At 63.2% G+C, this 18,377-nt stretch carries 19 protein-coding genes and 1 pseudogene; 12 read left to right on the top strand and 8 right to left on the bottom strand.

Annotated features, from left to right (window positions below):
* Window positions 1–25: 25 nt before the first annotated feature.
* The gene (locus tag ML401_RS18945; RefSeq protein WP_211417289.1) at window positions 26–685 is read right to left on the bottom strand and encodes a GntR family transcriptional regulator; all 660 of its coding nucleotides are present in this window, start codon (window positions 683–685) and stop codon (window positions 26–28) included.
* A 229-nt stretch (window positions 686–914) separates the two neighbouring features.
* On the opposite strand from ML401_RS18945, the gene ML401_RS18940 reads away from it, so the two are divergent.
* The 6 genes from ML401_RS18940 (at window position 915) to ML401_RS18915 (ending at window position 6,895) form a co-directional block, all read left to right on the top strand.
* Window positions 915–1,934, top strand: coding sequence for a TRAP transporter substrate-binding protein (locus ML401_RS18940; protein WP_285806554.1), 1,020 nt, complete (start codon window positions 915–917; stop codon window positions 1,932–1,934).
* Window positions 1,935–2,007: 73 nt separating this feature from the next.
* The gene (locus ML401_RS18935; RefSeq protein ID WP_285806553.1) at window positions 2,008–2,517 is read left to right on the top strand and encodes a TRAP transporter small permease; all 510 of its coding nucleotides are present in this window, start codon (window positions 2,008–2,010) and stop codon (window positions 2,515–2,517) included.
* A 49-nt stretch (window positions 2,518–2,566) separates the two neighbouring features.
* Window positions 2,567–3,847, top strand: coding sequence for a TRAP transporter large permease (locus ML401_RS18930; protein ID WP_211417287.1), 1,281 nt, complete (start codon window positions 2,567–2,569; stop codon window positions 3,845–3,847).
* A gap of 33 nt (window positions 3,848–3,880) precedes the next feature.
* Window positions 3,881–4,375: a type II 3-dehydroquinate dehydratase gene (locus tag ML401_RS18925; RefSeq protein WP_285806552.1), complete on the top strand. Its 495-nt coding sequence runs from the start codon at window positions 3,881–3,883 to the stop codon at window positions 4,373–4,375.
* Window positions 4,376–4,385: 10 nt separating this feature from the next.
* Entirely contained in the window at window positions 4,386–5,042 is a 657-nt protein-coding gene (locus tag ML401_RS18920; protein WP_285806551.1) for a hypothetical protein, read from the top strand.
* 230 nt (window positions 5,043–5,272) lie between these two features.
* Window positions 5,273–6,895, top strand: coding sequence for an ABC-F family ATP-binding cassette domain-containing protein (locus ML401_RS18915; protein ID WP_194402369.1), 1,623 nt, complete (start codon window positions 5,273–5,275; stop codon window positions 6,893–6,895).
* On the opposite strand, the gene ML401_RS18910 is transcribed toward ML401_RS18915, so the two are convergent.
* Window positions 6,892–7,875, bottom strand: coding sequence for a glycerophosphodiester phosphodiesterase family protein (locus tag ML401_RS18910; RefSeq protein WP_376717283.1), 984 nt, complete (start codon window positions 7,873–7,875; stop codon window positions 6,892–6,894). The genes ML401_RS18915 and ML401_RS18910 overlap by 4 nt on opposite strands.
* Before the next feature lie 138 nt (window positions 7,876–8,013).
* Here ML401_RS18910 and ML401_RS18905 point away from each other — a divergent pair.
* Window positions 8,014–8,886, top strand: a pseudogene (locus ML401_RS18905) (MBL fold metallo-hydrolase).
* Window positions 8,887–9,083: 197 nt separating this feature from the next.
* Here the strand turns inward: ML401_RS18905 and ML401_RS18900 are convergent.
* Entirely contained in the window at window positions 9,084–9,332 is a 249-nt protein-coding gene (locus ML401_RS18900; RefSeq protein ID WP_063194211.1) for a hypothetical protein, read from the bottom strand.
* 191 nt (window positions 9,333–9,523) lie between these two features.
* Here ML401_RS18900 and ML401_RS18895 point away from each other — a divergent pair, with 191 nt between their 5' ends.
* Window positions 9,524–9,976, top strand: coding sequence for a cupin domain-containing protein (locus tag ML401_RS18895; RefSeq protein ID WP_211417284.1), 453 nt, complete (start codon window positions 9,524–9,526; stop codon window positions 9,974–9,976).
* 136 nt (window positions 9,977–10,112) lie between these two features.
* Here the strand turns inward: ML401_RS18895 and ML401_RS18890 are convergent, their stop codons facing one another.
* Entirely contained in the window at window positions 10,113–11,075 is a 963-nt protein-coding gene (locus tag ML401_RS18890) for an alpha/beta hydrolase (protein WP_285806548.1), read from the bottom strand.
* 128 nt (window positions 11,076–11,203) lie between these two features.
* On the opposite strand from ML401_RS18890, the gene ML401_RS18885 reads away from it, so the two are divergent.
* Window positions 11,204–11,881, top strand: a complete 678-nt coding sequence (locus ML401_RS18885; protein WP_212066213.1) for a nitroreductase — start codon at window positions 11,204–11,206, stop codon at window positions 11,879–11,881.
* A gap of 18 nt (window positions 11,882–11,899) precedes the next feature.
* On the opposite strand, the gene ML401_RS18880 is transcribed toward ML401_RS18885, so the two are convergent.
* Entirely contained in the window at window positions 11,900–12,151 is a 252-nt protein-coding gene (locus ML401_RS18880) for a hypothetical protein (protein WP_285806547.1), read from the bottom strand.
* On the opposite strand from ML401_RS18880, the gene ML401_RS18875 reads away from it, so the two are divergent.
* Window positions 12,150–14,165: an FIST N-terminal domain-containing protein gene (locus ML401_RS18875; protein WP_285806546.1), complete on the top strand. Its 2,016-nt coding sequence runs from the start codon at window positions 12,150–12,152 to the stop codon at window positions 14,163–14,165. The genes ML401_RS18880 and ML401_RS18875 overlap by 2 nt on opposite strands.
* Window positions 14,166–14,288: 123 nt before the next feature.
* A complete protein-coding gene (locus tag ML401_RS18870) occupies window positions 14,289–14,492 on the top strand; it encodes a hypothetical protein (RefSeq protein WP_080672188.1) in 204 nt (67 codons plus the stop codon).
* Window positions 14,493–14,530: 38 nt separating this feature from the next.
* Here the strand turns inward: ML401_RS18870 and ML401_RS18865 are convergent, their stop codons facing one another.
* From ML401_RS18865 to ML401_RS18855, 3 genes are read right to left on the bottom strand one after another with little or no spacing between them, the layout of a single operon-like run.
* On the bottom strand, window positions 14,531–15,649 hold the full coding sequence (locus ML401_RS18865) for an HD-GYP domain-containing protein (RefSeq protein WP_374762318.1): 1,119 nt from the start codon (window positions 15,647–15,649) through the stop codon (window positions 14,531–14,533).
* 47 nt (window positions 15,650–15,696) lie between these two features.
* Window positions 15,697–16,023 (bottom strand): PilZ domain-containing protein, encoded by a 327-nt coding sequence (locus ML401_RS18860; RefSeq protein ID WP_194402362.1) that lies wholly within the window; start codon window positions 16,021–16,023, stop codon window positions 15,697–15,699.
* Window positions 16,020–17,129 carry a DUF2336 domain-containing protein gene (locus ML401_RS18855; protein WP_259210882.1) on the bottom strand — a complete coding sequence of 370 codons (1,110 nt, stop codon included), beginning with the start codon at window positions 17,127–17,129 and terminating at the stop codon, window positions 16,020–16,022. Before ML401_RS18855 ends, ML401_RS18860 begins: the two co-directional genes overlap by 4 nt.
* 295 nt (window positions 17,130–17,424) lie before the next feature.
* Between ML401_RS18855 and ML401_RS18850 the strand changes: the two genes are divergently transcribed.
* The gene (locus ML401_RS18850; protein WP_211417277.1) at window positions 17,425–18,372 is read left to right on the top strand and encodes an AraC family transcriptional regulator; all 948 of its coding nucleotides are present in this window, start codon (window positions 17,425–17,427) and stop codon (window positions 18,370–18,372) included.
* The last annotated feature ends 5 nt before the right edge of the window (window positions 18,373–18,377 follow it).

Raw genomic sequence — 18,377 nt, 5'->3', positions numbered from 1 at the left:
CTGATCTTGCGGCAGGCGAGGGTGGTCAGGCGTCCTTCCAGGAGGACACCGCATGCGCGACGCAGCCGTTGATATGGTCGCTGAGGACAGCCCTGGCGTTCTTGATGTCGCGCTTCAGCGCGCACTCCAAGAGTGCCTTGTGCTGGTTGATCGTCTCCGCCCCCCGATAGCGCAGCGCGTAGCGGAAGTATTTGTCGAACACGATCGAATGGGTGTGCATGAGCTCGCGGGATCCGCAGCTCGAGATCAATGCCTGGTGGAATTCGCCGTCGTACCGCTTGCGTAGCTCCGGGTCGTCGCCCTCCTTGAGGATGGCGCGTTCTGTAGCCGCCAGCTTGTGATGAGCCGAAACCACGCGGCCCTCCCACTCGACGTCGCCAGTCCGGAACGACTCGGCCATTGCATGGTGCTCCAGAAGGATCCGCAGATCGGCGAGTTCGCGCAGGTTCTGGATCGAAACAGGGGCCACCTCGAATCCACGCTGGCCTTCAGCGACCACAAAACCTTCGGACGTGAGCCGATTGAGGATCTCCCGCAGGGTCGAGATGCTGAAGCCGTAATCCTCTTTCATCGCGTCGAGCCTGAGGCGTCCGGATGGCGTGAGGACTCCGAAAATAATGTCGGAGCGAATGCGCTGATAGCCGCTGTCGCCCGCCGACATGGGCCGTTCCTCGAGTGTGGTCATGGGCTTTGGTCCCGCTTGTCCGGATCATCGGCCGCCCCAGGGATCGGCCGACCCATCAACGTTGCCAGCAATGTAGCAGATGGATGGAATCTGATGAATGGTAAAATATCATAGGTTATTCATTTTGACGTTTGACATGGAAATATATGTATGATGTGTAAATAAGCTGAGGGTACGGAAAATAGTGGCTTAAGCCGTGGTTCGTGCCCCCGTGAACAGGGAGGACACGATGAGCTTGTTGGCACGAGGACTGTCTGCGGCTGCGATCTGCGTGGCGCTGACAGTCGGCGCATCCGCCGCCGACGACATCCAGGAACGGACGATCAGGTGGGGCCACCTGAACAACACCGATCATCCCGTCAGCTTCGGCGTGCAGAAGTTCGGCGAGATCCTGGCGGCCAAGAGCGGAGGCAAGATGAAGGTCCGCGAGTTCGCGGCCTCGCAACTGGGCAACGAACTGCAGCAGCAATCGGCGCTGCGCGGCGGCACGCAGGAGATGTTATCGGCCTCGACGACCTCGCTCGCGACCGTCGTCCCGGAATTCGGTCTGATCGACTTCCCGTTCCTGTTCAACACCATCGAACAGGCCGACGCGCTCGCGACCGGCAAGTTCGGCAATGCGATGCTCGCTACGCTGCCGGCGAAGGGACTTGTCGGTCTCGGCTATTGGGGCCTGGGCTTCCGCAACGTCACCAACAGCACCCGACCGATCACCAAGGTCGAGGACTTTGCCGGTCTCAAGCTCCGCGTCATCCCGAATCCGGTCTATCTCGAAAGCTTCAGCGCCTTCAAGGCCAACCCGGTCCCGATGGCGTTCGGCGAGCTCTATTCGGCGCTGGAGACCCGCACCGTCGACGGACAGGAGAATCCCTATACGGTCATTCTCTCCAACAAATTCTACGAAGTGCAGAAATACGTTTCCGCCACCAACCACACCTTCACCCTCAACATCATCTTGGTGAGCAAGGCGTTCTGGGACAAGCTGTCGCCGACCGAGCAGCGTCTGATGCGCGAGGCCTACGCAGAAAGTCGCGGTTATCAGAAGGAACAGACGCGTCTTCAGACCGAAAAGGCTCTAGCCGAATTGCAGGCCAAGGGCATGCAGTACAACGCGATCGCCCCCGAGGAGACCGAACGCATGCGCAAGACGGTGCAGCCGGTGGTGGAGAAGATCTCCGCCAATCTTCGCTCCGAAACGGTGAAGCTGTTCAACGACGAGGTCGAGCGCATCCGCAAGGACGTGAAGTAATCGACCTCTCAACCACGCGGGTGGCTGAGCCGGCCATGGGCCGGCTCAGCCCTCACTTGACCGGACGTCACGCATGGCGCGAGCTCTCGATCTCTATTGCAGGTTTCTCAAGGCCGTCATTGCCGCGTGCCTCGCTGTCATGGTGGTGCTTGTGTTCGGCAATGTCGTGCTGCGTTACGGTTTCAACTCCGGCATCACGAGTTCCGAGGAGCTGTCACGCTGGCTCCTGGTCTGGCTGACCTTCCTCGGCGCCATCGTCGCGATGCGCGAACACGCCCATCTCGGGGTCGATACTCTGGTACGGATGCTGCCGGCTTCCGGCAAGCGCATCTGCTTCGTCCTCAACTACTGCCTGATGCTGTTTGCCGACTGGCTGTTGCTGTCAGGAAGCTGGCGCCAGACCGTCATCAACCTGGAAGACCGCGCGCCAGCCACCGGCCTTTCAATGGCGATCTTCTACGCCGTCGGTGTGATCTTCGGCGTGTCGACCGCAGTCATCCTGCTCTACGATTTGTATCGGGTGGTCAGCGGGCAGGCGAGCGAGGAGGAGATGGTGGCCGTCAGGGAATCGGAGGAGCAGTGATGTCCTCTGCTGTCGCCGCGCCGCCCCCTCGCGTCACCCGGATAACGCCATGACAATCGCGGTCTTCACGTTCTCGCTGCTTGGCGCGATGGCGCTTGGAATGCCGATCGCCTTCGCGCTTCTCATCTGCGGCGTCGCCCTGATGAGCACGATCGACATGTTCGATTCCCAGATCGTGGCGCAGAATGTCATCAACGGCGCCGACAGCTTTCCGCTGATGGCCATTCCCTTCTTCATGCTCGCCGGCGAGATCATGAACAAGGGAGGCCTGGCCAAGCGCATCGTCAATGTCGCGCTCGTCGCGGTCGGGCATTTCCGCGGCGGCCTGGGCTATGTCACGATTCTGGCTGCATGCATCCTGTCATCGCTGTCGGGATCCGCGGCTGCCGATGCGGCCGCGCTTGCGGCATTGCTGGTGCCGATGATGGTGGCGGCGGGTCACAAGAAGACCTATGCGGCCGGCCTGGTGGCCGCCGGCGGGGTCATCGGCCCGGTGATCCCGCCCAGCATCGGTTTCGTGATCTTCGGCGTCGCAGCCAATGTGTCGATCTCGAAGCTGTTTCTTGCCGGCATCGTTCCCGGCCTGCTGCTGGGGTTAGGCCTCTGCGTTGCCTGGTACTGGGTGGTGCACAAGGAAGATCTGAAACCGCCGCCGCGCGCTACGCTGCGCACCGTTTTATTTGCAGTGATCGACGGCTTCTGGGCGCTGATGCTGCCAGGGATCATCATCGTGGGCCTGCGCTTTGGCATCTTCACGCCGACCGAGGCCGGCGTCGTCGTCGCCGTCTATTCGCTGTTCGTGGCGACTTGCGTTTACCGCGAGTTGAAATGGTCCGAAGTCTACGCCGTTCTGGTCTCGTCCGCGGTGACGACCAGCGTTGTCATGTTTCTCGTCGCCGCGGCGCTGGTCTCGTCCTGGCTGATCACGGTGTCCGAGATCTCCGGCCAGGTCGTCGATCTCCTGAAACCATTCATGGGAAACAATACGATCCTGATGCTCGCGATCATGGTCGTTGTCGTGATCGTTGGAACGGCGCTCGACATGACGCCGACAATCCTGATCCTGACGCCGATCCTGATGCCGATCGTCAAGGCGGCACATATCGATCCGGTCTATTTCGGCGTGCTGTTCATCATCAATAATTCCATCGGCCTGATCACGCCCCCGGTCGGCATCGTGCTCAACGTCGTCTGCGGCGTCTCCAGGATCAGCATGGAGGACATCGTCAAGGGCGTTTGGCCCTTCATGATCGCGCAGCTGATCGTTCTTTTCGCGATGGTACTCTTCCCAGGACTGGTGACGATTCCGGCTAAATGGTTCGGCGGTTAGTCGCCGCGTCGGCAAAGGATACGAGGAGCGAAGATGGCCGCCAAAATCATGATCCTCAACGGACCCAACCTCAACTTTCTCGGCATCAGGGAGCCGCACATCTACGGCCGGACGACGCTGAAGGAGATCGAGGACAGCTGCCAGATGCTGGCCGCCCAACTCGGCGTCTCCATCTCTTTCCATCAGTCCAACATGGAGGGCGAGCTCGTCAACCTGATCCAGTCAGCCCATGGCAAGGCGGACGCGATCATCATCAACCCGGCGGCCTATTCGTTCACGTCGATCGCGCTGATCGATGCGCTCAAGATCTTCGAAGGCGTGAAGATCGAGCTGCACATATCGAATATCCACGCGCGAGATGAGCTTCATCGTCACTCCATCACCTCCAGCGCTTGCACGGCGGTCATTTGCGGCTTGGGTCCGCACGGCTATCTCGTCGCGATCCTCGCGGCTGTTCAGCGGCTCGGACAATTGCCCCAAACGATTCCGTCGGCGCTGCGCGGGCTTGCAGCTGCCGGCAAGGCTTGAGGAGAGTGGAATGCGCGGAGCAGGTTTTCTTGCGATTTGGAGCGACGTCGAGGCGCAGGATCTGACTGATTACCGGCACTGGCTGACCCGCGAGCATACCACCGAACGCGTCACGACCAGAGGCTTTCTGGCGTCACGGGTCTTCCGCGCAGCACGCGACGATATCAACCGCTTCTTCATCCTGTATGAGCTTGAGGCACCCGAGGTCCTCGATGGGGAGGCCTATCTCGCGCGCCTCAACGCCCCGACGCCGTGGTCTCGGCGCATCATGCCAAAGCTCGGTAACTTCATGCGAGGCGGGGGCACCATGGTGGCGCGGGCCGGGCGCGGGGAGGGGGCCACGATCGCGGCTCTGCGGATCGAGAAGCTGCCCTCGAGCCCGCAAGAACTGGCCGAAGCGCTCGTCGCATGCGACGGGGTCGCCGCCGTACAGATCGGTGCAACCGACGAGGCCCGGACATCGGTGCCGACGACCGAAAAGGGCATGCGCAAGACTGAGGGTTTCTTCTCAGGCCTGCTGTTGATCGAGGCGCTCGACTTGACCTCGTTGCAAATCGCCCTGCAGCGGGCCCGCACGACGATCCCGGATGTCCTCGGCGGGGCAAGCGAGCCGGAAGTCTATCAAACCGTGTTTACGCTCGATGTCCGCATCGCCGATTTCGGCTGACAGCCATCCTCTCTCTGCGCCGAACGTGCTCGACCGAGTGGACGCTATGCCCTAGGAGGCGCTTCGGGCGCGGCGCGAGCAGCGAGCCGCAGCCAACGGATCAGACCGGAGGGAGCCAATTGCAGGGGGCCGGCATGTCTGGCGGTGAGAAATCCGTACCCCGCCGGGCTTCCCCTCAGCGCCGGCATGGCCTATGACGCTGCAACGCAAAAATCCCCCAAAAAGACCCCATGATCCGCCTCGACAACGTCAGCAAGCAAGCCGGCCACCAGATCCTGTTCATCGAAGCCTCGGCCGCCCTCAACAAGGGCGAGAAGATCGGCCTCGTCGGCCCGAACGGCGCTGGAAAAACCACCCTGTTCCGGATGATCGCCGGTGAGGAACTGCCCGACGAGGGGCAGGTCTCCACCGATCGCGGCATCACCATCGGCTATTTCAGCCAGGATGTCGGCGAGATGTCCGGGCGCAGCGCCGTGGCCGAGGTGATGAATGGCGCCGGTCCCGTCAGCGAGGTCGCGGCCGAGCTGCGCGAGCTCGAGGCCGCGATGGCCGATCCCGACAAGGCCGATCAGATGGACGAGATCATCGCGCGCTATGGCGAGGTGCAGCACGCGTTCGAGGAGCTCGACGGCTACGCGCTCGACGGCCGCGCGCGCGAGGCGCTGTCGGGCCTCGGCTTCAGCCAGGAGATGATGGACGGCGACGTCGGCAAGCTCTCGGGCGGCTGGAAGATGCGCGTGGCGCTGGCGCGCATCCTGCTGATGCGTCCCGACGTCATGCTGCTCGACGAGCCGAGCAACCATCTCGATCTCGAAAGCCTGATCTGGCTGGAAAAATTCCTGCATGATTTCGAAGGCACGCTGCTGATGACCTCGCACGACCGCGAGTTCATCAACCGCGTGATCTCGAAAGTGATCGAGATCGATTCCGGCTCGCTGACGACCTATACCGGCGACTACGAGTTCTATGAGCAGCAGCGCGCGCAGAACGAGAAGCAGCAGCAGGCGCAGTTCGAGCGCCAGCAGGCCATGCTCGCCAAGGAGATCAAGTTCATCGAGCGCTTCAAGGCGCGCGCCTCGCACGCCGCGCAGGTGCAGAGCCGGGTGAAGAAGCTCGACAAGATCGAGCGGGTCGAGCCCCCGCGGCGCCGCCAGAGCATCGCGTTCGATTTTCCGCCGGCCCCGCGCTCGGGCGAAGACGTCGTCGCCCTGAAGAACGTTCACAAGGGCTATGGCAGCAAGCGGATCTACGACGGACTCGATTTCATGATCCGCCGCAGGGAGCGCTGGTGCGTGATGGGCGTCAACGGCGCCGGCAAGTCGACGCTGCTCAAGCTCATTGCCGGCGCGAGCGAGCCGGACGAGGGAACGGTATCGGTCGGCGGCAGCGTCAAGATGGGCTATTTCGCCCAGCATGCGATGGACCTGCTCGACGGCGAGCGCACCGTGTTCCAGTCGCTGGAAGACCAGTTTCCGACCGCGGGGCAGGGCTCATTGCGCGCGCTCGCCGGCTGCTTCGGCTTCTCCGGCGACGACGTCGAGAAGCGCTGCCGCGTGCTCTCGGGCGGGGAGAAGGCGCGCCTCGTGATGGCCAAGATGCTGTTCGATCCGCCGAACTTCCTGGTGCTGGACGAGCCGACCAACCATCTCGACCTCGCCACCAAGGAAATGCTGATCAATGCGCTGTCGGATTTCGAGGGCACCATGCTGTTCGTCTCGCATGACCGCCACTTCCTGGCGACGCTGTCGAACCGCGTGCTGGAGCTGACGCCGGAGGGCATCCACCAGTTCGGCGGCGGCTACACGGAATACGTCGCGCGCACCGGGCAGGAGGCGCCGGGGTTGCGGAGCTAGTCTTTGCTCTTGCCGGCGATCCTGGCGATGGTCTCGATCTCGTTGGTCCAGATGCTGCCGGAATAGCCTTGCGGGAGCCGGGCGAACAATTCGGGCGTATCGATGCCGGTGGAGAATTCGCCGCCGCTGTAGGGGCCGAGCACGAAGACCCCGCTATTGGCATCGGTCATTCGATTGAGGAAGCGATCGGGCCAGCCCCATAGCCAGGGTGCGACATTGATGGGCACTAGCACCAGCGCGCTTCGGCAGGCGGCCGGCACCAGGCCGGTCCAGCCATAGCCGAAATAACGAAGCACGCAGCTCCGTATGGTCGCGCGCGAAATGGTGCGAACATCAGGAGCCAGGCGACGGATCGTGTCGATCGGCTCGTCACCGCCATAGACCATGATGGTCCGCCGTCGCTCTGCGGGCAGTGCGTTCAGCGCCGCGGCGAGTTTCTCGCCTTCGCCAGAGTCGCGGCTCTTCACATTGATGAGGAGCCTCTTGTCGGGGAAGGCAGCAAACACCTCGGACAGCGTCGGCATCATCCCGATCGCCTTGCCGCGAAACGGAAAGGTCTTGCCGCCGTCGGCGGTGTAGCCGTAGCCGATGTCGAGCATTTTCAGCTTCGCCATGCTCTGCTCGCGCGTAACGCCCTGGCCGTCGGTGCGGCATTCGAGCGTCCAGTCGTGGAATACGGCGAACTCGCCGTCGGTGGTCGGATGCACGTCGAGCTCGACCACGTCGGCACCGGCCTCGAAGCTGGCGCTCATCGAACGTAGCGTATTCTCCAGATAATCGTGCGTCGGCGGCAGCATCCGCGTGGCGGTGCAGGTGTCATTCTTCACATCGCGCTCATCGAAACGTTGCGCCATGCCGCGATGGGCGAGCAGTAGGGGCTTGCCGCCCCGATGCTGCGCGAGCAGATTGGTGTTGTTGATGTAGATGCCAGCCGCGACGGCCATCACGATGGCCGCGGTCACCTTCAATGTCCTGCCCACCACGCCTTCCTCATTCCGCGATCAACATCTCCGGTGTTTGAGGTCGATTTGCGGCGCCGCGCATGGGAGGCCCCAGCGCCCAGCGTCTTGAATGCTCCGATTCCGTTCGCTACGTTTTCGCCACAGGGAGCGAGCGCCATGAAGCAGATCCGGATCGGCGACATCACCATCGATGCGGTGATCTAGCGGGAGGGGCCGTGGCGGCGGCCGCAGGATTTCTTCCCGGCCTATGACGAAGGCGTGTTCAGGCGCCACCTGCCGACGATGGAGCCGGAGGTGTTCGACGCCGCGCGCGGCATGATGGTGATCACCTACCAGACTTTTGTCGTGCGTACGCCGCATTACACGATCCTCGTGGATACCTGCACCGGCGAGGACAAGGGCCATCCGCCGCCGTTCGATTTCCCCGGCAAGGCGCGCTGGCGCAACGAATTGTTCGCGCTCGGCATCTCTTTCGAAGAGATCGACTACGTGTTCTGCACGCATCTGCATATCGACCACCGGCTGGAATACGACCCTGCGCGATGGTCGCTGGGTGCCGACGTTTCCGAATGCGAAATACGTCTTCCACAAGGGCGAGTATGCGGCATGGGAGGCCGAGCACGCCAAGGGCAACAATCCGCCCGGGACCGTGTTTCGCGATAATTGCCTGCCGATCGTCGAGGCCGGACAGGCGCTCTTGGTCGACGACGACTACGCGCTCGACGATACCGTCACGCTGACGCCGACGCCGGGCCATTCGCCTTGCCATTGCTGCGTGAACATCTTTTCGAAGGGCCAGCGCGCGGTGGTCGCGGGCGACCTCATGCATCACCAGATCCAGTGCCGCGAGCCGGACTGGTCGGCGCGGCCCGACTGGGATCCGAGCAGTCGGCGGCGTCGCGGCGAAAGTTCTTTGCGTCCGTCGCGGATACCGACACGCTGATCCTGCCGGTGCATTTTCCGGCGCCGACGGCGGGGTGGATCAGGCCGCGGGAGGGGGCGTTCGATTATCAGTTCAGGCGGGAGTGAAGCAGCGAGCTAATCGCCAGGCTCGTGTCCCGGACGCGGTGCGCCGCGCAGTGCCGCTCCGCTGAGCCGGGACCCATCTCTCGGGCGATACTCGCGGCGGCATGGGCCCCGGCTCTGCAGCGCATCGCTACTGGACGATGCTTCGCATCGCCAGGGTAGCGCTGCGCTGCGTCCGGGGCACCGGAGTGCCACAGCTCTTACGCGCTGACCTCGCACTTTTTCATGAAGCTGTTCTTGGCGGCGCCGGCGAGCGGCTTGCCGTCGGCGCTGACGGCCTTGGGTGTGCAGGCCTCCTGCTTGCACTTCTTCAGGAACGAGGTCTTGGCGGCGCCGGCGAGCGCCTTGCCGTCCTTGCCGACGGCCTTGCTCTCGCAGGTGTCGTCCGCGAGGGCCGAGCCGGCTGCAAAGGTGGCAACGATCGCAGCGAGGAAAATCCGTTTCATCATGGGTGTCTCCCTAAACCAGAAATGGCGGAGAGATTGGAGCCGGGAATCGTGGCGCAATCAAGCTGGATGACGCCCTGTCGTCCGGTCAGCCCGCGATTTTTGGCGCGCGTTGGCCGGCCTGCTGCACTGCTCGCTGACGGCGGTGGGCGATCCTGCTAGGCTTGGCCAGCCGAGCCGGACGGAGCATCGTGATGGACGCAATGATCCCGAAACACCAGGACGCCGCCGATCAGCATTCTCACCTGGTTCGGCCGCAAGACATGGACTGGCAGAGAACCCGCTTTCCGGGGTGCGAGGCCAAGACGCTGCTGTTCGACCGGCGCACCGGCCTGATGACCGCCTTGATGCGGTTTGCGCCGGGGGCGGTGCTGCCGGACCACGAGCATGTCGGCATCGAGCAGAGCTGGGTGATCGAGGGCGCGCTCGTCGACAAGGAGGGGCCTGCTCAGGGCATCGCCTGCAAGGCCGGTGAATTCATCTGGCGCGAGGCGGGGAGCCGGCACGCCGCCTGGTGTCCGGAGGGCGCGCTTATCCTCGCGATCTTCCAGGTGCCGAACAAGTTCTTCGAAGCCGACGGCCGCGTCGTGGACGCCGCCGGTCAGGATTGGGACGAGACGTGGGGCCACACTGGCGTGCAGCGTTGAGTGAGTCCTGTAGCCCGGATGGAGCGCAGTGCAATCCGGGATTGGTGGCCACGTGAGCGATCGAGCGATGCGGTTGGTCTGACCCCGGATTACGCTGCGCTTCATCCGGGCTACGGGCTACCGACTTCGTAGCAAGCTATGCGCCTCGCATCAGCAGCGCCTTGAAGTCGGCCCGGGCGCGCTGCGCCTCGGCGCGCGCGACGTCCGAGGCATCGCCCATGCCGAAATAGCCGTGGATCAGGCCGGGACCCTCATGGTGCTTGACCCGCACGCCGGCGGCTTCCAGCGCCTGCGCATAGGCCGCGCCCTCGTCGCGCAGGGGATCGAACCAGGCGGTGGTGACGACCGCCGGTGCGACACCGGCGAGGGATGCCGCACGCAGCGGCGAGACGCGCCAGTCCGAAGCATGGCCGGGATCGGCGAGATAATGGCCGCAAAACCATTCCATCGTGGCACGCGTCAGGAAGTAACCGTCGGCATTTTCAGCGCGCGAGGGATAGCGCGCGTTCTCGCGCGCGTCGGCGTAGCCGCCGAGGACGTCGGTGACAGGGTAGACCAGCAATTGCGCGGCGAGCTTGAGGCCGGCATCGCGGCAGGCGATTGCGGTGGTTGCCGCGAGATTGCCGCCGGCACTGTCGCCGGCAACGCCGACGCGGTTCGCATCGCCGCCAAATTCCGCGACGCGGTCAAACACATCGCTCACGGCGGCGAAGGCGTCCTCGAAGGCGCCGGGAAAGCGCGTTTCCGGCGGGCGCCGATAGTCGACGGAGACAACGACGGCGCCGGTCTCGATTGCGATGTTGCGGGCCTGCCGGTCGTGAGTCTCGATGTCGCCCGCAACCCAGCCGCCGCCGTGGAAGAACACCACGGTCGGAGCGGGCGTGGTGCCGACCCGGTAGACACGCGCAGGAAGCGGGCCGGCGCCGCCCTTCACCTTGATATCCTCGACGTGATCGACGGGCGGGGGCGGGATGGCGGCGCGGGAGGCAGCCAGTGCGCGCAAGGAATCGCGGGCGCTCTGTGGCGTCATGACAGCGAGGTCGCGCATCGGCATGAGCGGAATGATCTGGGCGATGACGGGGTCGAGCGGCGCAGCCATTTTCGAGTCCTCCAAGTTTCTTGCAGGGTTCTTGGTCTTGCTTGCGGGTTAGCATAGATTTCGCGCGCCGCATCGGCAACCGGCCTCATGTCGGGCCGGCGGATGAATGGGCAGGGAGGTTCTTCGAGGTGGAATTCGAAACGCTGGTCCAGTCGCGCCGCAGCGTGCGCGGCTTCAAGAACAAGCCGGTACCGCGCGCGGTGATCGAGGCGATCATCGAGAGTGCCAAGCGCGCGCCGTCGTCGATGAACACCCAGCCCTGGCATGTGCACGTGCTCACAGGCGGCCCGCTCGAAGAGGTCCGCCGCCGCAACATGGAGGAGATGGTCGGCGGGGCCAAGGTCAAGCGCGACATCATCAGTCACGGCGAGTACCAGGGCGTGCATCGCACGCGGCAGGTCGACATCGCCAAGAAGCTGTTCGGCGCGATGGGCATCGCGCGCGACGACAAGCCGATGCGGCAGGACTGGGTGCTGCGCGGCTTCCGGCAGTTCGACGCGCCGGTCTCGCTGGTCCTGACCTACGACCGCGTGCTCGATCCCGGCGCGGTCTGCCATTTCGACCTCGGCGCGCTCTGCTACGGCATCGTGCTCGCAGCGTGGGACCGCGGTCTCGGCTCCGTCATCAACGGGCAGGGCATCATGCGTTCCGATATTGTGCGCGAGGTCGCGGAGATTCCGGAGGACGAGGTCATCATGACATGCGTTGCGATGGGCTATCCGGATGACGGCTTTGCCGCGAACGCGGTGCGCTCGGATCGCGAGGCGAACGACGACTTCGTGCGCTTCGTCGGCTTCGCCGATTGATGCGCAAACACGCGCGCATCAATCGAAGCCGGCCTTAGAATCGTGCTTCGGCATCGCGTTGATTATCTGCAGCCCGCGAATTTGATTCAGATTAAATGTGCTGGCGCGATCGGTATCATGAGCCCGCAATACCGCGTCGTGCCGTAGTCCTACGGTGGAAATCCGTTGCACAAACGCAGCCGTGCGGCGCGCCTCATAACCGAATGGCAATTTCGAATCCGTAATTGATTCCTTCGAGACGCTGCTCGCGTCGAACAAGGATATTGCCATGCTCTCGTTCTTTTCCCAGGCAAGTCATAAGCAAGCCGCGCCGTCGATCGTTCCGGACCCTCACCATGAGACGCCGGCTTCCCCCGAGCCTTGCGCGATCCGGGTGCTGGAGAGTGACGACCGTCTGCAAAATATTTCCGAGAGCGACTTCGTCGTCGCCGGTGCGCGCGCGTCGCTCGCCATCGCGTTCATCTCGCCGCATTGCGACTTCGCCCGCGTGGTGTCGTTGTTGCAGAGGCTCGCGGGCTCGACGCCGGTGATCGCGATCTCGACCGCCGGCGAATTGTGCTCGGCAAGCCAATCGCTCTACAAGGCGACGGGGGCGAGTTGGTCCTCGGTCGTCGTGCAGGTCTTCCCCGCTGACCTCTTTCAGTCGATCAGCATCCACAGCGTTGGCCTCCACAACGAGGACATCCGCAAGGGAGCACCGTCCAAGGCGCATGACGCGCGGATCGATGCGATCGCCCGAGAACTCGGAACGATCCGCACGCCCTTCGTGATCGACGTACGCGACACCATCGCCTTCGCGCTGGTCGACGGCGTCTCCGCGTCGGAGAACTATTTCATGGAGGCGGTGTACAGGAGCGGCAAGTTTCCGTGCGCCTTCGTCGGGGGCTCCGCCGGCGGCAAGCTCGACTTCAAGAACACCTATCTCTATGACGGCAGGCAGATCCTCGAGAACCATGCTCTCGTCGCCTTCATGAAGCTGGCGCCGGGCCGGGCCTACAGCATCTTCAAGACCCAAAACTTCAAGAAGACCGGCAAGTCCTTCGTCGTCATGGGGGCCGATCCGGACCGGCGCACTGCCTCGGGCGTCCTGGAGGGGAGCGAGATCAAGCCGTTCGCGTCTGCGGTGGCGAAGGCACTGAACACGACACCGGCGAACGTGATGTCGATGATGACGAAGCACTCCTTCGGCATCGAGGTCGGCGGTGACCTGTTCGTGCGCTCGGTCGCCGGCATCGATGCGGAGACTGGCGTCATCTCCTTCTTCTGCGACGTCAATTCGGGCGACAGGCTCGAACTCCTGGAGGCGACCGATTTCGTCGACCAGACGCGGCGCGACCTCGAAGCCTTTCTGCGCGACAAGCCGCCGGCGATCGGCGCGATTCTCAACGACTGCATCCTGCGTCGTCTCAACAACGAGAGCCAGCTCCGCAACATGAGCGGAATGTGGCCGATGCCGGTTGCGGGATTTTCGACTTTCGGCGAGCTGTTCGGAATCAACATCAACCAGACGCTGACGGCGATCGTGTTCTTCGACGTCACGAAGAAGTCGCTGAGCGATCCGTTCATCGACCTGTTCCCGATCCACTATGCGCATTTCGTCGAGTATTTCACGCGCACCCATCTGAACCGCATGGTGCTGCTGAACCGCATCAAGGACGGCATCGTCCAGCGTCTGACGGAGTATCTGAGCGCCAGTGCCACGCTGAGCGGCAAGGTGGAGGGCGCGCTGCAGCAGACGGCGTCGATCAACGCGATCGTGGAGGATATCCGTTCGGTCATCATGGCGAGCGCGCAATCGGCGGCGAAGGCGACCGACACCACGGCGCTGTCGCAGGAGTTTGCCGGCCTCACTCAGGCCATGAACGGATTGCGCGATATCTTGAAGATCATCGACACCATCGCGGGCCAGACCAACCTGCTCGCGCTCAACGCGACCATTGAATCGGCGCGCGCCGGCGAGGCGGGACGGGGCTTCTCGGTGGTTGCAACCGAAGTGAAGAAGCTCGCCAATGACACCAAGAGCAGCCTCACGCGCACCCATGCCTCGATCGAAGGCATGGAAAGCTCGATCGAGTCGCTTGGAGCCAACATCAATGAAACCCGGGGCCAGCTGATCCAGACCCAGGACGGCTACAACAGCATCGTGACCCAGATCGAGGACATGTTCAAGAATCTTCAGATGATCAACACGGTGCTGTCGGATCTCGAAAGCTTCGTGCGCGACCGCAACGGGGCATTGACGAGCGCGATGGACGACATCGAGACGTTGAAGCGGATCGGCTAGGACGCAGAGTCCGCTCGGGCGCAAATTTCGGTGCCGACCATTCAGTTGGCTCTTGCAATCTCGCCGCGCTAGCAGGAACAATAAGCCTCGTGAGAGGTTTGTTGCTGGCGCGAGGGAATTGACATGCGGCGGCTGGCTAGCCTGGTTCGGCGGTTCTTCGGCCCGCGACTGCGGCGCCCGATCGATGAAGATCCAAGTCTTCCTTTCACTCCCGAAGAGTTCGGCCGGCTGATTCGCAGCGGCCGGCATGAGGACATGAAGCTGCTGGCCGACGGGCTGGCCTGCCGGTCCATCCCGCGCCGCGCCAGTTATCGCGCCACGCACTAGGCGGATTTGCTGCGCCGCGATTGCCAGGGCCCGGCGTCTCAACGCGTGAGCGCGACCGGCTTGAACGAGTTCACCAGGGCTTTCTCCAGTTTTCCGCTCATCCCGCGCAGGATGTCGTAGGCTTCCGCACGAGGCATGGTCGGCTTGTAGTGCCGGTGCTCGATCAGAGCTGCGAAGATGTCGGAGATCGTGAGAATCCTCACGATATCGCCGATACTCTCGGCGCAGAGCGCATCGGGATAGCCGCTGCCGTCGAGATATTCGTGATGATGGCGAACGGCATCGAGAATTTCCGGGGAAATCCCGTCGTGTCCCCGCAGAAACTCGTAGCCCGCGGTCGGATGGGTCTTGATCAGGGCGCGTTCCTCGTCGTCGAGGCGGCCCGGCTTGTCGAGAATGGCGGGCGGGATCTGCGCCTTGCCGATGTCGTGGAACATGGCCGCGGAGTAGAGGCGCTCCAGATCGGCTCTTCCGACGCCGAGGCTCAAGCCGAAGTCGATGGCGACGCCGGTCACGAGCAGGCAGTGCTGGTAGGTTCCCTCGTGGTGGCGCCGCACCGTCGTGAGCCATTCCGAAAGGCCCCGTTCGGTGATGCGATCGGCAATCTGGCGGCCGGCCTCCTTGGTGCCGTCGACGTCTAGGGACTGACCGAGGGTGACGGCTGTGAACATCGAGGCGATCGCGGTGGCCGCGGTCTCGACCGCGTTGTCCGACTGTGCGGTCTCGCTCGATGAGACAGAAGACAGGTCCGCCGGATCGGACAGGGCCGCCAGCAGTCTGGGACGATTGATCGTGCCGGGCAGGACGAGCGTCGCCCCGAGCGCGTAGGCTTGCGAGATGCCGACGTGAGAGCTGTGCTCGAGGAGAAATATCCGCTTCTTTGCCTTGGCGAGCTTGCCAGCGCGTTTCTTGATCGCGGCAATATTGCCGACGTCGCGGAGGTCGGCGCGGATGACGACGGCGGAGGGCACCTGCGACAGCTTGGCTTGGGCGTCCAGCCGCTCGCCCGCGACGGCGAACCGCTCCTCCAGGATCGAGCAGAGGCCGGTCAGCTTGTCGGAAGTGTCGGCCAGCACATGCACGAAGGTGCGGGCCCTTTCCTTTTCTCGCATACCGCCCGGGTCGGCGGAGCTGAGGATGGTTCGCGCGTTCTGCACGGCGTGACCTGCGATGTCTCTGATTGTCGTATGAACGATCGGCTAAATCATCCTGCGGCGGTTTTCGTCTTTGCCGGCGGTGCGCTCTCGGACTTCTTCTTGCCATCTGCTGTGACGAAGTGAACGCCGGCGGTGGTGCCGTCGATCCAGACCAACTCGCAGCGCCGATAGGCGAGTCCGGTCGAGGACAACACCAGGAAAAATTCCTTGGCCTGGAGCACGTCCAGCGTGCCCTCGACCTCGACCTTCGCGCCTGTCTGCGACACGTCGAGCAGAACGCAGCTGCGCCGCCATGTGCCGTCCGAGCCCATCAGGTTGACGGGCTGGCGGTGGTCCATCTTCACGCGAGATGCCTTGCGGCCATCGAACTTCATCGGTTGCCCCCCACTCTCGCGCCGTGTCTTCCGCGACCGTTCCCCTGGGCACCCGCGGCGATTTCCCCCCATCGGACCGTCCACTGACTGGTCGACAGGAGCAGTGTCTCGAAAACATGCTGCGCGCGCTCGCGCTCAGCAAAGGATAGCCTGGTCCCGCTCCGGTTGCTCAGGATGGCAAGCGTGGTCTGCCAGTTCAGCCGCGAAGCCCGGCAGGCCATGACCAGGCCTTCGCAATCGCCGTCGGTCATGACGTGTTCGACAATCTCGATGGGAGCGCCCGAAAGCACCGACAAGGCCGTCACCAAATTGGCAGTCTCGCCGCGGATCGCGAAGCGGTTCACGGTGGAATCGTTGAGCTTGCCGATGCGATTGAGCGCGACGATCTCTGGCCGCGCGCTTGCATAAGCGGCCGGTCCAGGCAGCTTGGGCACAATCGGCATCGCCGCTTGAGCAGGCGAGACGGAGGGAGTCATTGGCTCTGCGCGAGCGCCGGGCTTCGTTGTGGGCGACAGCAACTTTCGCAAGACGGGGTCGGGCGTGCCGGGCCTGAGGGCCAGGGCCTTGGTTAGCTCTTCATCCCTCGTGCACTTCTCGACAAGCGCATCATGGGCGGTATCGGAGAACCGTGTCCCTATATTGTGAATCAGCGCAAGGTGAACGGCACGGCCTCCGCGCCTGATGAGCGTCTCGGCCAACGCCGGCTCGATGCGCTCCCGGGCTGCGATCGCGAGTTGTTGCCGTTCGCTGCTCGAAATCGCGATGGTATCGAGATCGGACGTGGACAGCGCCTGTGACTTGAGCAGAACGGGGCAGGCCACGTCGGGATCGTCGTGCGCGGCGAGGTGCCGCAACGTCTTCGGCGGAGCCACATTGAGTTCGGCGAGCGCCACACCGAGTCGAACCAATGCGCTGGCCTCGACCCGCTCCGCCAATCGCAGCAGGACGCCATCGACCACGTCGGCGAGCAATTCCTGAGACCGGTCACCGCTGCCGGTGAGCAGTTGCACAATGCCGTCGAGGATGCGACCGCAACGGTCCAGCGGGCAGGTTGCGACCGCATCCTCCAACTCACCCAAAATATCGGCAGGCGAATTTGCCGTCATGGCAGGAGCCTGAATTTGAAAATGACTTGACGATCTAACGAGCTTCATTGCGCCTTAAGCGCGTTAATGGCATTTTAAGCGAGGAGTATCCCGATACGGGCTAAATCGCCGAATCTCTAAAAACGCTATCGAAATTCGGCGAGATATGAAGTCCCGCGTTGTTCTTTTGGCCTTGCCGTCGCCAACTTGCCAAGACACGTTGAGATTGATTTTCTCGGTCCGACGCAAAAACCGAAGCGGGAATGGACCCGGCACTGCCGGACCCCGTGTCGGTGGCGCAGCATTTCCTGTTACCATGAACAGTATTGATGACGTGCCCAGGTTGGCACCCAAGATATTTCGTTTTTCAGACGTCGATGAATTTCGGAATTCCATCCGAGGCCTGAACTTCGAATTCACGCCGTTCGTACGGAGGATTTCGGCCGAGCAGATCATTCTCTCGCTGCCAGGCTGCGACGTGAATTTGACGACGGCATTTCCCCGCGCGGTCGATGCGCAGCTCGTCGAGAATTGCACTGCGGTCGGGTTCACCATGGATGATCTTGATGAGCCCATACGCTTCAATGGCTCGCAGCGTGCCCGTCCGGCCGTTGTCATTGGCGGTGGCGGCGCGGCCTACACCATCATCGAGGAAGTGCAGCGGCAAATCGCCTCGGTGATTTTCAGGCCGGAGGTGACGGATCGTGGCTGGCCACGAGCAGCCAAGAGCTTCAAGATTTTCGAGACCAGCGCAGCTGGCCTGAACCGGTTGCGCGGCATGGTGCGCGAGGTGCTGACCGCGGCTTCAGAGCCGGTCGAGGCGTCGGACATTCCGCTCAAGGCAAGAGCAATGAAAGAATCCCTGCTCGGGGCGGTCGACCATGCGCTGGAAGACGTCGTTTCGGCCCGCTGGACCCAGCGTCCCAACGACGAGCGGAATTTCAGGATATTCCAGGATATCCGCGCGCTCCTGTCCGGTGATCTCTCCCAACCGATCTACAGCGAGGAGATGGCGCACAAGCTCGGATTGTCCGTCCGCACCATGCACGACGTCGTCCGCCGCTATCGCGGCATGAGCCTGCACCGTTACCTGCGGCTGCGCCGGTTGTGGCTGGTGCGCCAGCGCCTGCTCGCCGGCGCCGACAGCGTCAAGGCCGTGGCGCTCGCCTTCGGCTTCTGGCATCTCAGCGATTTCTCCCGAAGTTACCGCGACCAGTTTGGCGAGACACCGTCGCAAACGTTGGAGCACGGGCGCCGGCGATAGTTTGA

The sequence above is a fragment of the Bradyrhizobium sp. 62B genome (assembly GCF_030272265.2).
GTDB lineage: Bacteria > Pseudomonadota > Alphaproteobacteria > Rhizobiales > Xanthobacteraceae > Bradyrhizobium.
The sequence above is the reverse complement of the archived record's forward strand: the minus strand, read 5'-3'. Positions and strand labels throughout refer to the sequence as shown.

Bases quoted from the DNA above. Each gene is read 5' to 3' on its own strand.
- ML401_RS18945 (WP_211417289.1), bottom strand. From the start codon at position 685: ATGACCACACTCGAGGAACGGCCCATGTCGGCGGGCGACAGCGGCTAT.
- ML401_RS18940 (WP_285806554.1), top strand. From the start codon at position 915: ATGAGCTTGTTGGCACGAGGACTGTCTGCGGCTGCGATCTGCGTGGCG.
- ML401_RS18935 (WP_285806553.1), top strand. From the start codon at position 2,008: ATGGCGCGAGCTCTCGATCTCTATTGCAGGTTTCTCAAGGCCGTCATT.
- ML401_RS18930 (WP_211417287.1), top strand. From the start codon at position 2,567: ATGACAATCGCGGTCTTCACGTTCTCGCTGCTTGGCGCGATGGCGCTT.
- ML401_RS18925 (WP_285806552.1), top strand. From the start codon at position 3,881: ATGGCCGCCAAAATCATGATCCTCAACGGACCCAACCTCAACTTTCTC.
- ML401_RS18920 (WP_285806551.1), top strand. From the start codon at position 4,386: ATGCGCGGAGCAGGTTTTCTTGCGATTTGGAGCGACGTCGAGGCGCAG.
- ML401_RS18915 (WP_194402369.1), top strand. From the start codon at position 5,273: ATGATCCGCCTCGACAACGTCAGCAAGCAAGCCGGCCACCAGATCCTG.
- ML401_RS18900 (WP_063194211.1), bottom strand. From the start codon at position 9,332: ATGATGAAACGGATTTTCCTCGCTGCGATCGTTGCCACCTTTGCAGCC.
- ML401_RS18895 (WP_211417284.1), top strand. From the start codon at position 9,524: ATGGACGCAATGATCCCGAAACACCAGGACGCCGCCGATCAGCATTCT.
- ML401_RS18890 (WP_285806548.1), bottom strand. From the start codon at position 11,075: ATGGCTGCGCCGCTCGACCCCGTCATCGCCCAGATCATTCCGCTCATG.
- ML401_RS18875 (WP_285806546.1), top strand. From the start codon at position 12,150: ATGCTCTCGTTCTTTTCCCAGGCAAGTCATAAGCAAGCCGCGCCGTCG.
- ML401_RS18880 (WP_285806547.1), bottom strand. From the start codon at position 12,151: ATGGCAATATCCTTGTTCGACGCGAGCAGCGTCTCGAAGGAATCAATT.
- ML401_RS18870 (WP_080672188.1), top strand. From the start codon at position 14,289: ATGCGGCGGCTGGCTAGCCTGGTTCGGCGGTTCTTCGGCCCGCGACTG.
- ML401_RS18860 (WP_194402362.1), bottom strand. From the start codon at position 16,023: ATGAAGTTCGATGGCCGCAAGGCATCTCGCGTGAAGATGGACCACCGC.
- ML401_RS18855 (WP_259210882.1), bottom strand. From the start codon at position 17,129: ATGACGGCAAATTCGCCTGCCGATATTTTGGGTGAGTTGGAGGATGCG.
- ML401_RS18850 (WP_211417277.1), top strand. From the start codon at position 17,425: ATGAACAGTATTGATGACGTGCCCAGGTTGGCACCCAAGATATTTCGT.